The sequence below is a fragment of the Corynebacterium massiliense DSM 45435 genome (assembly GCF_028609805.1).
Classification (GTDB): Bacteria; Actinomycetota; Actinomycetes; order Mycobacteriales; family Mycobacteriaceae; genus Corynebacterium; species Corynebacterium massiliense.
In genome coordinates, this window is record NZ_CP063189.1 from 1,730,092 (window position 1) to 1,742,717 (window position 12,626).

Genomic DNA, 12,626 nt, shown 5'->3' on the forward strand with positions numbered 1-12,626 from the left:
GGTGGTTTTCTTCTGCCATGTTTGACACTTTCCTAGCCGCGAATCTCGCTGCCGCCGCTCCCGGTGGTGGCGGCTCCGCTGCGGATGCGGCCGGCGATGCCGTCGACAACGTGACCGAGTGGTGGCAAGACGAGCACATGCAGCAATGGCTCATCGCCCGCCCGCTGAAGATCTTGCTCGTCATCGTCCTCGCGGTCATCGCGCAGTGGGTGTGCCGGCGGATCATCAACAAGCTCGCCGCTAAGGCACGCACCGCCCCGAAGCCGAACCTCCGGCGCCCCACCCCGGCGTCCGCGCGGGGCGAGGCCCGCGAGCAGGCCGCGGAGATGAGCGCCCTGGATAAGGCCAAGGAGGCCCGCCGCCAGTCGCGGATTACCACGCTGGCCGGCGTGGGCCGCTCCGCGGTGGCCATCGTCGTGTGGACGATCACGGGGCTTATCATCCTGCAGACGCTCACCATCAACATCGCGCCACTTATTGCCTCGGCCGGCGTGGTCGGCGTCGCCCTGGGCTTCGGCGCCCAGTCGCTGGTCAAGGACTTCCTGTCCGGCATTTTCATGCTCATCGAGGATCAGTACGGTATCGGCGACGTGGTCCAGCTGGAAGACGGGATCATCGGCGAGGTCGAGGACATCACCCTGCGCGTGACCAAGGTGCGCGACATCGACGGCACCCTGTGGACCGTGCGCAACGGCGACATCATGAGCGTGGGCAACTTCTCCGACCAGTACGCCATCTGCCGCCTGCAGATCCCGGTCGGCCTGTCCAACAACGCCACCGACGCGTGGGAGGTCATCGACCGCGCTATTCACGAGGCCGTGCGCGACCCAGCCATCCGCGGCGACGTGCTGGCGGAGCCTGTGCTCGACGGCATCTCCGAGTGGGAGCCGGACCACATCTCCTACCGCATCTCCATCAAGACGATGCCGGGCCAGCAGTGGCACGTTCAGCGCCACTCCCAGGTGCACGTGTTGAACGCGATGCAGGATGCCGGCATTCGCGTGCCGTACCCGCACGGCATGGGTGCCGCGCAGTACGTGGCCAACGAGAAGAAGGAAGACTAGGCCCACCATGCAGATTTCCGGTCCGGGGATTAGCCCCGGCAACGTCTACGAGGCCATCGGCGGTGAGGCGACGTTCGACCAGCTTGTCGATGGCTTCTACGCCCAAGTCCCCGACGACGACATCCTGGGCCCGATGTACCCGCCGGAAGATATGGCGGGCGCCCGCCGCCGCTTGAAGCTCTTCCTCATCCAGTACTGGGGCGGGCCGAATACCTACAGCGCAGAGCGCGGGCACCCGCGCCTGCGGATGCGCCACCACCCGTTCCGCATCGACCGCGCCGCGGCCGAGCGGTGGCTCACCCTCATGGGCAATTCCTTTGCGCGCATCGATGACGAGACCATCCCGCCGGCCTACCGCTCCATGATGTGGGACCACATGGAGCGGGTGTCGGCGATGCTCGTCAATACCCCCGATTAGCGGACGGCGCATCCGCACCGCCCGCAAATAGGCCTGCATTAGTCGGGGCAATCGAAAGCCCGCTCTCCTAGCGCAGGCCCGGAAGGGCCTGCGCTAGTCCTGCCAGTCGAAAGCCTCGCGCACCGGCTCGGAGATGAGCCGGCCGTCGCGGGTCATCACGCCGGGCTCGAGACCGCCGTGGCGCTCGATGGCGCGGTCCAGGCCGTGGCTGGCGATGGCGCGCACGTATGGCAGCGTCGCCGACGTCAGCGCGCGGGTGGACGTGTTCGCCACCGCGCCCGGCATGTTGGCCACGCAGTAGAACAACGTGTCGTGGACCTTGAAGGTCGGATCGTCGTGGCTGGTCTTGTGCGAGTTCTCGAAGCAGCCGCCCTGGTCAATGGCGACATCGACAAGCACGGCGCCGCTCTTCATGCGCTTGACGGTGTCCTCGCGGACCAGCTTCGGTGCCGCGGAACCCGGCACCAGCACCGCGCCGATGACCAGGTCGGCCTCGAGTAGCTCGGCCTCGAGAGTGGCCGGATCGGAGATCTGGGTACGCACGCTGCCGTGGTACTGCTCGTCGAAGCGCTGGAGCACCAGCGGATCCAGGTCCAAGACAGTCACCTCGGCGCGCAGGCCGCGGGCCATCGCCACGGCAGATGCACCCACCTGGCCGCCGCCGATGACCACAACGCGGGCCGGCTGCGTACCCGGCACGCCGGACGGCAGCACGCCGCGGCCACCCTGGGTGGACAAGAGATGGTGGGAGCCCTCGATGACCGCGAGGCGGCCCGCGACCTGGGACATCGGGTTAAGCAGCGGGAGCATGCCGCGGGAATCAGTCACGGTCTCGTACGCGATGGACGTCATCCCGGACTTCACCAGGTTTTCGGTCAGCTCGCGGTTGGCGGCGAGGTGCAGGTAGGTAAAAAGCAGCAGGTCCTCGCGGAGGTACTGGTATTCCTCCTCCAGCGGTTCCTTCACCTTGAGCAGAAGCTCCGCCTTCGCCCAGGTCTCCTCTGCGCTGTCTAGAACGGTCGCGCCGGCCTGCTCGTAGTCCGCGTCGGTGAAGTTCGCGCCCGCACCGGCGCCGGCTTGTACGAAGACCTCATGGCCGTCGCGGGTCAGGGTCTCCACCGCATGGGGCGACAGGGCCACGCGGTTTTCGTTGTTCATGATTTCTGCGGGTACCGAAATACGCATGGGTAGCTCACACACTCCTTTACACCACCTCGGCACGGCATGCCGAGACTCAGAACATCGGCCACTATGAATAATGCCACAGAAAAGCCAAGAAAGTGAGCTGCGCTATATTTTCGGTCTCGCTACACCAGAGACAACCGCGTGGAGTGATACACCGATCCGAAAGGCGCGTCGACGCGCACCCACCGTCCCATCTTGGATACGCGCAGGTGGCGCGGGATATCCATGGGCGCGGCGAAGCCCGGGATGAGGCTCAAATTGGTGCAGGCGAAGATCATGCGCATGGGGATGTCCACCGAGCCTTGGTCCCCCTCGACGGCGACGACCGTCTGGTTGAGCAGGCTCGCCGGCGGGCCCATCGGCCCGGAAAACTCGCGGGTGAGCTTCTGTCCCTTGTCGGACAGATCGCGCACGACCGCCACCGGGAGCGTGTCGAGGAGCTCGAAGCCTTTAGCCGGCGGCAAGGCGCCCGGCCACGCCGCATCGAGCGCCGGCCCCAGCGGCAAATCGACCGGGTTGTCGGTGCTGGCGCCACGGGCGCTGTCGTTCTCAGCGAGCGCGCTGACTAGCGCGGCGGCACTTACCGCCGCACCGTCGCGGGACACCGAGCCTTGCGCGCGGCGGGCGGCGATGACCTCGAATGGGGTGGTGACGAAGACGTCGAGTGCGCCATCGGCAAGCTGGCGGATGCGCACGGCCGCCTGCGTGTCCATGCCCGCCGCACGCGCGAGGAGGGCCTGCAGCCCCGGTCCCCCGCCGGTGAGCTGCAATGTCTCAGCAGGGTCGGGCATGGCGTTAGTGCTCGTCCACGACCAGCTGGCTGAGGATCTCGCGCTCGGCATCGGACAGCGGGCGCGGGCGCTGAGCCTGCATGTCCACCATCACCTGGACGGTGTAGATAACGCAGGCGGTCTCCCCATCCGCGTCGACGATGTCCTGGCGGGTGGTCAGCGAGGTGTTGCCCAACTTGGACACCGCGGAGCGCACCGTGAGCGCGGAGTTCTTCCGCGGATCGACCGGCCGCTGAAAGTCGGCGTCGATGTGGCGGACGAAGACGTCGAAATCCGGAATCTCCGGGTAGATGACGTCGCGCGCGAACGCGAGACGCGCCTCTTGGGCGATCTCGATGTAGTTCGCGTTCATCATGTGCCCGTAGCGGTCGAAGTCACTCCACCGGACCGGGACCGACACCTCGTGCGGGGTTGCCTGTGCCATCGTGCGTTGTCTCCTTTTTGAAAGGGGTGAACGTGCCAGGGGCGGGGTTAACGGCTGAGCTTACGGTGGGTCACGCGCGACGGGCGGGCAGCATCCTCGCCGAGGCGCTCAACCTTGTTCTTCTCGTAGTCGCCGAAGTTGCCCTCGAACCAGTACCACTTACCTTCTTCCACGTTGCCCTCCCAGGCAAGGATGTGGGTGCAGGTGCGGTCCAGGAACCAGCGATCGTGCGAAATGACCACGGCGCAGCCCGGGAACTTCTCCAGGGCGTTTTCCAGCGAGCCCAGGGTCTCAACGTCCAGGTCGTTGGTCGGCTCGTCGAGGAGGATCAGGTTGCCGCCCTCTTTGAGCGTCAGCGCCAGGTTGAGGCGGTTGCGCTCACCGCCGGAAAGCACCTTCGACGGCTTCTGCTGGTCCGGGCCTTTGAAGCCGAACGCGGACAGGTACGCGCGCGACGGCATCTCGTTCTGGCCGACGTGGATGTAGTCGAGCCCGCCCGAGACGACCTCCCAGACCGTGGCCTCGGGGTCGATGTTCTCGCGGTTCTGGTCAACGTAGGACAGCTTGACGGTCTCGCCCACCTCGACCGAACCGGAATCCGGCTCCTCCAGGCCCACGATGGTCTTGAACAGCGTGGTCTTGCCCACGCCGTTCGGGCCGATGACGCCGACGATGCCGTTGCGCGGCAGGGTGAACGACAGATCCTTGATCAGCGTGCGGCCGTCGAAGCCCTTGTTGAGGTTGTCCACCTCCACGACCTTGTTGCCCAGGCGCGGCGGGGTCGGGATCTGAATTTCTTCGAAGTCGAGCTTCTTGTACTTCTCGGCCTCGGCCGCCATCTCCTCGTAGCGCTCCAGACGAGCCTTGTTCTTCGCCTGGCGAGCCTTTGCACCGGAGCGAACCCACGCGAGCTCTTCCTTCAGGCGCTTGCGCAGCTTCGCGTCCTTCTTACCGGCAACCTCGAGGCGCTCCTGCTTTTTGTCCAGGTAGGTGGAGTAGTTGCCCTCGTACGGGTAGAGCTTGCCGCGGTCGACCTCGCAGATCCAGCCCGCGACGTGGTCGAGGAAGTAGCGGTCGTGGGTCACGGCCAGGACCGCGCCCGGGTAGTCGGCCAGGTGCTTCTCCAGCCACAGGACGGACTCGGCGTCCAGGTGGTTGGTCGGCTCGTCGAGGAGCAGCAGGTCCGGCTCGGTAAGAAGCAGCTTGGCCAGGGCCACGCGGCGGCGCTCACCACCGGAGAGGTTTTCTACCGAAGCGTCCGACGGCGGGCAGCGCAGCGCCTCCATCGCCTGCTCGATCTTGGAGTCGACCTCCCACGCGTCCGCGGCGTCGAGCTCCTCCTGCAGCTTGCCCATTTCTTCCATGAGCTCGTCGCTGTAGTCGGTGGCCATCTTCTCGGCGATCTCTTCGAAGCGCTGCTTCTTTTCAAAGATGTCGCCCAGGCCCTGCTCGACGTTTTCGCGCACGGTCTTGGAATCATCCAGCGGCGGCTCCTGCTCGAGGATGCCCACCGTGGCGCCCGGATCCAGGAAGGCCTCGCCGTTGGACGGCTGGTCCATCCCGGCCATGATCTTCAGAATCGACGACTTGCCGGCACCGTTCGGGCCGACAACGCCGATCTTGGCGCCCGGGTAAAAGGCCATGGTGACGTCATCCAAAATGACCTTGTCACCGATGGCCTTGCGCACGTTTTTCATCGTGTAGATGAACTCGCCCATGTCTTCCCTTCACATCTTTTACGGGGTTAGCGGTATAACACCCCAAAGACTACATCAGTACGACATGGGCAAGCCCCTCCCCCGAGGCGCCGCATTCACTTGCACCGAACCGCGGCCGCGCCTCCACTTCGCCGCCGCTTGCGCCCCAGCTCTAGTACGGTGCGGCGGCCTCCTCTATGCGGGAACGCGTGCCCATTTCCTCCCGCTCCGCCGCTTCCCGCTCGGCCGCTTCCCGCTCCGCCGCTGCCGGTTCTGGGCCGTAGCCTGCATCCGGCTCCGTCTCCGGTTCCGGCTCCCGTGCTGCGCCTGCGGCTGCGGAATGCATGGACGCCGCCGACATCGCAGCGGCGCGGCGGTCGGCCGCCGAGTCCGCGGCCGAATCTCCCACCGCGGCGGGCGAGGAGTTCTCGGCCGAGGTGGCATCGCCAAGCGCCGCGGAATCCGGCACGGTGAAGTCGCGGTCGATGGGGAACTCCTGCTCGTCCGTATCGCCCATGTTGACCCCCGCCAGGTTGTGGGTCACGGCGATGCGCTTCGAGCCGATGACGTGGTGGTTCAAGTCCAGGCCGACGTACTGCGCCTTGATGACGATGCGCGAGCGGTTCTGCCCCGTCTCACGGTCCTGCCATTCCGACGAGCACAACGAGCCCACCACGACCACCGGCATGCCCTTTTCCAGAGACGCGCGGATGTTAATGGCGAACTGACCCCAGGCCTCCACGCCGATAAACAGCGGGTCGAAATCATTCCACCCCTGGTCGGTCTTCCGCCGCTTCGACGAGGCCACCCGGAAGGTCACCTTGTACATATCGGTATTGATCTTGCTCAGCGTCGGCGTCTCGGTCAGCCGGCCGGTCAGGGTAATCGGGTGTTGCGACATAACTTCTCCTCAAAGTTGCAGTGTGTGAGTTAAATCCGCGGCCCTTTGACCGCGTCACACCGCATCGTCACCCGGTTTGGCCGGGGTGGCAAGCGTTCTTTCGGCTGCCTGTGGATAACTCCCGCCGAAACGCGCCCGGCGCTTGGCGATGCCCCGAAAACCCCCAGTTATCCACAGCCCGGCGCCCGAACCCTTGCTTTCCACACTACCACCCGTGTATAGAGCGCGGGGCTTTTATTTGCGCGCCGGCACTGCCCTCGCCGGCGCGCGCGGGTGTCTACTGCTGGCGGAAGACCGACTGGTCGCCGGTCTTGTTGAGCTGTTCCAACATCGCGTTGTAATCGCTTAGGTCCTGGTCGTGGTCGATGTCCGCCTTGGCATCGAAACGCCGGGCCTCGGAGTGATCCTCGCGGAGCCACTCCATAAAGAGCTTGCCGAAGACGATGACCAACGGGAACTGGCCGAAGCCCCAGGCGATGCCACCTCCTTGGCGCTGATCGTTGCGCAGGTCCTGATCCCACGGCAGGTTGAGGCTCAGGTAGAACTCCTCGCCCAGGATCTGGTTGAGCTGCATGAGGTACACGCCGAGGAAGAGGTGGATCGGCATCGAGAAAAACAGGATGAGCAGGCGCACGCGAATGGGCGCGCGGTGCGGCAGCGGGTCCGGGCCAACGACCTCCCAGAAGTAGATGAACCCGGACAGCAGGAAGACCCAGTTCATGATCACGTGGCCGGCGTGCTCGGAGATGGCCACCTGGTACAGGTCGAAGTTTAGGTACAGCGCGTAGAAGAAGAACAGGAACTGCACCAGGTTGACCGCGGGATGGGTAATGACCCGCAGCGCCCGCGACTTGGTCAGCGCGACGACCCAGTCGTGAATGGTCGGCTGCCCGGGTCGGCCCGACGGGTAGGCCTCCATGAGCAGGGTCATCGGCGCGCCCAGTACTAAGAAGAGCGGGATGACCATGGACAGCACCATGTGGGCGAGCATGTGCATCGAGTACATCGCCGGCATGTACAGCCCGATACCGGTGGACATGACCAGGGTGAGTCCCAGCGAGCCCAGCATCCACCAGATGGTGCGGCCTACCGGCCACGACAGCCCGCGCTTGTGCAGGCGGTAGACGGACCAGGCGTAGAAGGCCGCGAGACCTAAGCCGATGACGCCGAACATGACGTCGAAGCGGAACTGGGTCCACACGTTAATGACCGACGGCGGCTGGTCCAGGTTGTAGCCCATCTGGATCTGCATGGCCGAAAGGTTGGGGTCACGCGGCGGGGGCGGCGGAGTACGCCCCATGGTGATGGCCACGCCGACTGTCGCTGCCATAACGAGCACCTCGCCGATGGCGATGCGCCGGAACAGCTGCGGCTTGTGTTTAAGCTGCGGGATGGTGAGCGTGCGGTGCGCGAGCCCCAGGATGCCTAACGCGATGGTCAGCAGCGCCTTCGTGGTGATGATGAGTCCGTAGCGGGTGGTGAACCAGTCGCTGAACTCGATGCGGATCGCGGCGTTGATGACACCGGAGATCGCCATCGCGCAGATCGCGATGAACGCCAGGCGCGAATAGCGGCGCACCGCCAGCGGCAGCTCCGGGCCGAGCCGGCGCGCATGAGCGATAAGCCCGATGAGCCCGCCGACCCACAGGATCATGAACACCAGGTGCCAGATGAGCGTGTTCGTGCCGTAGTCGTGGTCACCGCCGGAGGCGGAGTGGCCCTCCATGCCGAGCGGCACCACGCACAGCACCGATAGGACCAAAAGCGGCGGCTGTCCCGCCCACATCCGGGAGACAAACCCGCCGATGGCCAGTATGACGCACATAATCGCGGTGACCAGCCACACCTGGGAGGTGGCAATTTGGCTAAGCGCCACGCCCATCATCTGCGGGTTGAGTGTCTGGAAGAACGGGGTGCCGGACACGTCCGACATGACCAGCGGGACTTCCAGAAATGCGATGAGTGCGGAGACCAGCGCCGCCCACGCGCCGGTGCGGGCGGCCACGTGGCCATCGACAGTCAGTGGCGCCTCGATGAGGCGGTCGTTGTCGCCTCCCGGCACCCGCGGGGAAATCAGGAACGCGGAGACCATGAACGACCCCACCGCCACCGCGAGGCTGAGCCAGAACGCGCCGCGGAGGAAGGGCAGCCCCACCGTGGTGAGCCGCCCGGGGTCGGGGATGCCCAGCGCGGCGAGCGAGTCCGCGAGAAAGAAATACGAGATGAACCCGGCCACCACGCCGGCGAAAATCGCCGCGATGAGGTAGACCGGCCAGCTTCCCTTCACTCTCTTCCCCGCACGTTTCCCGCCCTGGACAGCGGAATCTGCGGAATCTTCCTGGGCCTTCGACATGGCCGCTATTGTAAACGGCCCCGCAACCCGCGCCCTAACCCTCGCGCCTGCCCGTACTTTCAGTTTCGTCGCGCCGCTGGGTTACACTGCTAGCGTTCGTGCGTGCCGCGTCCATCATGTGCCACGCGGTGTGCGCAAACGCCTGCCCCTATAGCTCAGTGGATTAGAGCAGCGGGTTTCTACCCCGCGTGTCCCGGGTTCGAGTCCTGGTAGGGGCGCTTTTACGCAGACAGTGCGCAGTAGCCGGTCCCGCATATCCTGGGTCGAGAGAATCTCGACTACCCCCCTCACCCAGAAAGGACCCGGACCCTTGGCTGACGAACTGAAGGTGATCACGCTTGGTACCGCCGGAGGTCCGCGCACCTGGCTGCACGAAGGAAAACGTGAGCCGCGCTGCGGCATCGCCACTGCCGTTGTGGTGGGTGACAAGTGGTACCTCGTCGACTGCGGCCAGAGCGTCTATCGCCAGATCCGCAAGGCTGGGTTAGAGTTCCCCGATCTCGGCGGCATTTTTATTACCCATCTACATTCCGACCACCTCATCGACCTCAACAACGTGATGGTGCTCGGCTTCCCCGATATCTGCGACCCGAATGTCACCATCCCGGTCTTTGGTCCCGGCGACCGCGGGGAACTGCCACCGGTCTCGCAATTGGCTACCGAGCCAGTGGCGCCGGCCTTTCCCGACGATCCGACGCCGGGTACCGCCGCCACCGTGCAGCGCTACTTGCGCGCGGGAGCGACGGACATCAACGATCGCGTGATGGATTCGCTGCGCCGGAACCCAGAAAACCTGTGGTGCGGCCGCGATATCCAGATCCCCGACGGGATCGGCTACCACCCGAACGACAACTTCTCCCCCGAGATGGAACCCTTCGTCATCTTCGAAGACGAGCGGGTCACGGTCACCGCCACCCTGGTAGTGCACCCGCCCATCGCGCCGGCGTTCGCGTTCCGCTTCGACACCGCCGGCGGCAAGAGCGTGACCATTTCCGGCGATACGGGCTTTTCCACCAACCTGCGGCGCTTGGCAGACCGCACGGATCTACTCCTGCACGAGGCCATCGATTTCGACTGGGTCTACCGCACCGTGCCGGAGCCGTCCGTTATCGAGCACCACGAGAAGTCGCACTCGTCGGCAAAGGACGCCGCAACTATCGCGGCCGACGCGCAGGCGAAGCAGCTCGCGCTTCACCACATCGTGCCGGGGCATGCGCCCGATTCCGCGTTCGACGCCGCCCGCGCGGTCTACTCCGGCGCGTTCACCGTGGCAGGCGACAACCAAGAGTTCACTCTCTAAGCACTAAACACGGGCGCGCGTTCTAGTCAGCCTGCGCGCGCTCGTTGATACGCGCCGCCGACCCCACCGGATCATCCAGCGAAACGATAAGCCGGGTGTAGTCCTCGTCCCGCAGTTCGATGACGACGGCGTCTTCAAATCCATTGACATTCCAGAACTGGCGCTCGCCGTCCGCATGGAATGTTCCTGACAGCTTCTGCCCGACCCGCAGGCCCGGGCCGCGCCAGCCTTTCGGTTCTTGCTTCATTCCCGGGTCGTGCGTTGCCCCGCGGACGTGGTCCCACGGGATTTCGAGGCTCCCGGTAAAAGTCCACATCTTGTCCAGGCCGCGCGGCTCGACGACGAGCGCGGTGTCCGTCAACGTCACTTTGTTGCTCATGATTCTTTCCCTTCACTTCGTGCAATCCGGTGAACACGGGAGACCACGTGCTGGCCTACAGCGCAGAAGTCATCGCCAAAGCACAGCTGAACCGCGCGCTGCGTCAGTGCGCGCACATCCCGGCTTCCCGGGGCCACTTCGACCAGCGACACGACGGTAAAGTCTTTCGCCGCGTTATCTACCGCCCCAGCCTCAGCGTTGGCGCACACCGCCTCCAGCACCGCCCGGAACAGTCCATGCTTCGAGCCATAGATCTTGTAAAAGCTCGACCGGTTCAATCCGAGTTCAGTCAGCACCGCATCGACAGACAACGCATTAAAGCCTCTCCTGCCGAACATGCGCGTCGCCGTGGAGAGGACTTCTGCTTCTTCGAACTCACGAGGCCTTCCCATAGTTTTCATACTAACCATTCCGGAATACTTTGTCCATAACCTCAATGCGGGAATCGGACTGTCCGCTGCGCGCTAATCTAAGGGCGGTTATCCGCTACCCGGGTAGCCGCTGCCAGAAGATTGTCGCCGAGAAAGAAGAAGCACCGCGATGGACATCACCCTCGCCACGTTCACGCGCTGGCCGGAGCACCTCGACCCGCCGGGGATGCGCTTTTCCAACGCCTGGACGCCGTCGCCGACCTACTCCGAGGCGCGCAACTCGACACTGACGGGCCAGTACCCGCAGCGAAAGGCCACCACCCGCATCACCGATGTGTTCACCGACGCCGGCTGGCACGTCACCGAAGGCACCGACACTCCGAACGAGCCCCAGAACGTCTTCCGCCTGTGGGAAGAGCCCAGCAATCTCACCCTCCCCCGCCCGGACGGCATCCTGGCTGTGGCGACCCTCGGGCAGCCGGCCGATTCCGCTGAGCCCACCCCGCTGGCCATCTTCTGGCCCGGGGTGGCAGAAAGTGGCGAGAGCCGCGAACTGGTCTCCCCGATGGATCTCGCCCCCACCCTCGCCGCTATCGCCGGGCTCGACGTCCGGCCGAACGCCCAGCTGTCCTTCGACGGCATGAACCTGGTGCCGGTGCTGCGCTACGGGGCATCGGCACACGCGGCCCTGTTCTTCCCCAACGGCATCCGCATGCAGGACGCCAGCCTTATCGATGGCGTGGCCAGCGACGAGTCCCGCCGCGCCCAGCTTCAGGACGAATGGGATACTTGGCACACGTTCGTCCAGATGGGCCCGCTGCAGTAAACCGCGAAAGGAAAATCACCATGACCGCCACGCCCGTTTCCCGCCACCAGCCGGTCGGCCTGCCCGCCCCCTCCCGCGAATCGCACGCGCTGATCACCGGCGCGAGCCAGGGCATCGGCCAGGCGATGGCACGTGACTTCGCCGCGATAGGTTTCAACGTCGTGCTCGTCGCCCGGCGCGAGGAAGTGCTTTCCCGCCTTGCCGATGAACTCCAATCCCGCCACGGCGTCGAGGCCACGCCGCTGGCCGCCGACCTCTCGCAGGCGGACGGCGTGGACCGAGTGGTGGACTTCATCAACGGCCACGAGGTGTCCATCGTGGTGAACTCGGCGGGTATCGCGAGCTTCGGCCCGTTTACCGAGCAGGACTGGGACTACGAGACCGCCCAGTTCGCGCTCAACGGCACTGCCGTCCACCGCATTACCCGCGCCGCAGTCATGCAGATGACCCAGCGCGGCCGCGGCGCCATCTGCAACGTCGGCTCCGCAGCCGGAAACGTCCCCATTCCCAACAACGCGACCTACGTGTTCACCAAGGCGGGCGTGAACGCCTTTACCGAGGCCCTGCACTACGAGCTGAAGGGCACCGGCGTGCACTGCACGCTGCTCGCCCCCGGCCCGGTGCGGGAGGCGACCATCCCCGACGAGGAGCAGTCCATCGTGGACAAGGTGGTGCCCGACTTTTTGTGGACCACCTACGAGTCCTGCTCCCGCGAGACCATCGAGGCGATGGCCCGCAACCAGCGCCGCGTCGTTCCCGGCCCGCTGTCGAAAGCGATGAATGCCGTCTCCAAGGTCGCGCCCACCGGACTGCTGTCACCGCTGATGGGCAAGTTCTACGCCAAGATGGGCTAAGCCGTTTCCCAAGAGCGAATTAAATCTGCCACCAGCGTCTAAATCCCCTGCCGGTTGACTGGA

General features: G+C 65.1%; 13 protein-coding genes and 1 tRNA gene. 6 read left to right on the plus strand and 8 right to left on the minus strand.

Annotation, left to right across the window (positions count from 1 at the left end; all coding sequences use genetic code 11):
* Positions 1 to 17 precede the first annotated feature (17 nt).
* Both CMASS_RS08095 and CMASS_RS08100 read left to right on the plus strand, forming a co-directional pair.
* Positions 18 to 1,064, plus strand: coding sequence for a mechanosensitive ion channel family protein (locus CMASS_RS08095; RefSeq protein WP_022863721.1), 1,047 nt, complete (start codon positions 18 to 20; stop codon positions 1,062 to 1,064).
* 7 nt (positions 1,065 to 1,071) lie between these two features.
* Positions 1,072 to 1,482: a globin gene (locus tag CMASS_RS08100; RefSeq protein ID WP_022863720.1), complete on the plus strand. Its 411-nt coding sequence runs from the start codon at positions 1,072 to 1,074 to the stop codon at positions 1,480 to 1,482.
* 93 nt (positions 1,483 to 1,575) lie between these two features.
* Here CMASS_RS08100 and ald read toward each other — a convergent pair whose 3' ends face one another.
* The 6 genes from ald to CMASS_RS08130 form a co-directional block, all read right to left on the minus strand.
* Complete coding sequence (ald, locus tag CMASS_RS08105) at positions 1,576 to 2,667, minus strand: alanine dehydrogenase (protein ID WP_022863719.1); 1,092 nt, start codon at positions 2,665 to 2,667, stop codon at positions 1,576 to 1,578.
* Positions 2,668 to 2,789: 122 nt separating this feature from the next.
* Positions 2,790 to 3,458 carry a DUF8185 domain-containing protein gene (locus CMASS_RS08110; protein ID WP_022863718.1) on the minus strand — a complete coding sequence of 223 codons (669 nt, stop codon included), beginning with the start codon at positions 3,456 to 3,458 and terminating at the stop codon, positions 2,790 to 2,792.
* A gap of 4 nt (positions 3,459 to 3,462) precedes the next feature.
* Positions 3,463 to 3,882 (minus strand): acyl-CoA thioesterase, encoded by a 420-nt coding sequence (locus CMASS_RS08115; protein WP_022863717.1) that lies wholly within the window; start codon positions 3,880 to 3,882, stop codon positions 3,463 to 3,465.
* Positions 3,883 to 3,929: 47 nt separating this feature from the next.
* Entirely contained in the window at positions 3,930 to 5,600 is a 1,671-nt protein-coding gene (gene ettA / locus CMASS_RS08120) for an energy-dependent translational throttle protein EttA (protein ID WP_022863716.1), read from the minus strand.
* Positions 5,601 to 5,751: 151 nt separating this feature from the next.
* Positions 5,752 to 6,480 carry a single-stranded DNA-binding protein gene (locus CMASS_RS08125; protein ID WP_022863715.1) on the minus strand — a complete coding sequence of 243 codons (729 nt, stop codon included), beginning with the start codon at positions 6,478 to 6,480 and terminating at the stop codon, positions 5,752 to 5,754.
* Between the two features lie 277 nt (positions 6,481 to 6,757).
* Entirely contained in the window at positions 6,758 to 8,833 is a 2,076-nt protein-coding gene (locus CMASS_RS08130; protein WP_022863714.1) for a bifunctional copper resistance protein CopD/cytochrome c oxidase assembly protein, read from the minus strand.
* Between the two features lie 144 nt (positions 8,834 to 8,977).
* Between CMASS_RS08130 and CMASS_RS08135 the strand changes: the two genes are divergently transcribed.
* Positions 8,978 to 9,051, plus strand: a tRNA-Arg gene (locus CMASS_RS08135).
* 92 nt (positions 9,052 to 9,143) lie between these two features.
* Complete coding sequence (locus CMASS_RS08140; protein ID WP_022863713.1) at positions 9,144 to 10,133, plus strand: MBL fold metallo-hydrolase; 990 nt, start codon at positions 9,144 to 9,146, stop codon at positions 10,131 to 10,133.
* A gap of 22 nt (positions 10,134 to 10,155) precedes the next feature.
* Here the strand turns inward: CMASS_RS08140 and CMASS_RS08145 are convergent, their stop codons facing one another.
* Positions 10,156 to 10,512 (minus strand): hypothetical protein, encoded by a 357-nt coding sequence (locus CMASS_RS08145; RefSeq protein WP_022863712.1) that lies wholly within the window; start codon positions 10,510 to 10,512, stop codon positions 10,156 to 10,158.
* The gene (locus tag CMASS_RS08150; RefSeq protein WP_240482827.1) at positions 10,509 to 10,904 is read right to left on the minus strand and encodes a TetR/AcrR family transcriptional regulator; all 396 of its coding nucleotides are present in this window, start codon (positions 10,902 to 10,904) and stop codon (positions 10,509 to 10,511) included. The genes CMASS_RS08145 and CMASS_RS08150 overlap by 4 nt, the downstream gene beginning before the upstream one ends.
* 148 nt (positions 10,905 to 11,052) lie before the next feature.
* Here CMASS_RS08150 and CMASS_RS08155 point away from each other — a divergent pair, with 148 nt between their 5' ends.
* On the plus strand, positions 11,053 to 11,709 hold the full coding sequence (locus CMASS_RS08155) for a hypothetical protein (RefSeq protein ID WP_022863710.1): 657 nt from the start codon (positions 11,053 to 11,055) through the stop codon (positions 11,707 to 11,709).
* A gap of 20 nt (positions 11,710 to 11,729) precedes the next feature.
* Positions 11,730 to 12,563 carry a mycolate reductase gene (cmrA, locus tag CMASS_RS08160; RefSeq protein ID WP_022863709.1) on the plus strand — a complete coding sequence of 278 codons (834 nt, stop codon included), beginning with the start codon at positions 11,730 to 11,732 and terminating at the stop codon, positions 12,561 to 12,563.
* Positions 12,564 to 12,626: the final 63 nt, after the last annotated feature.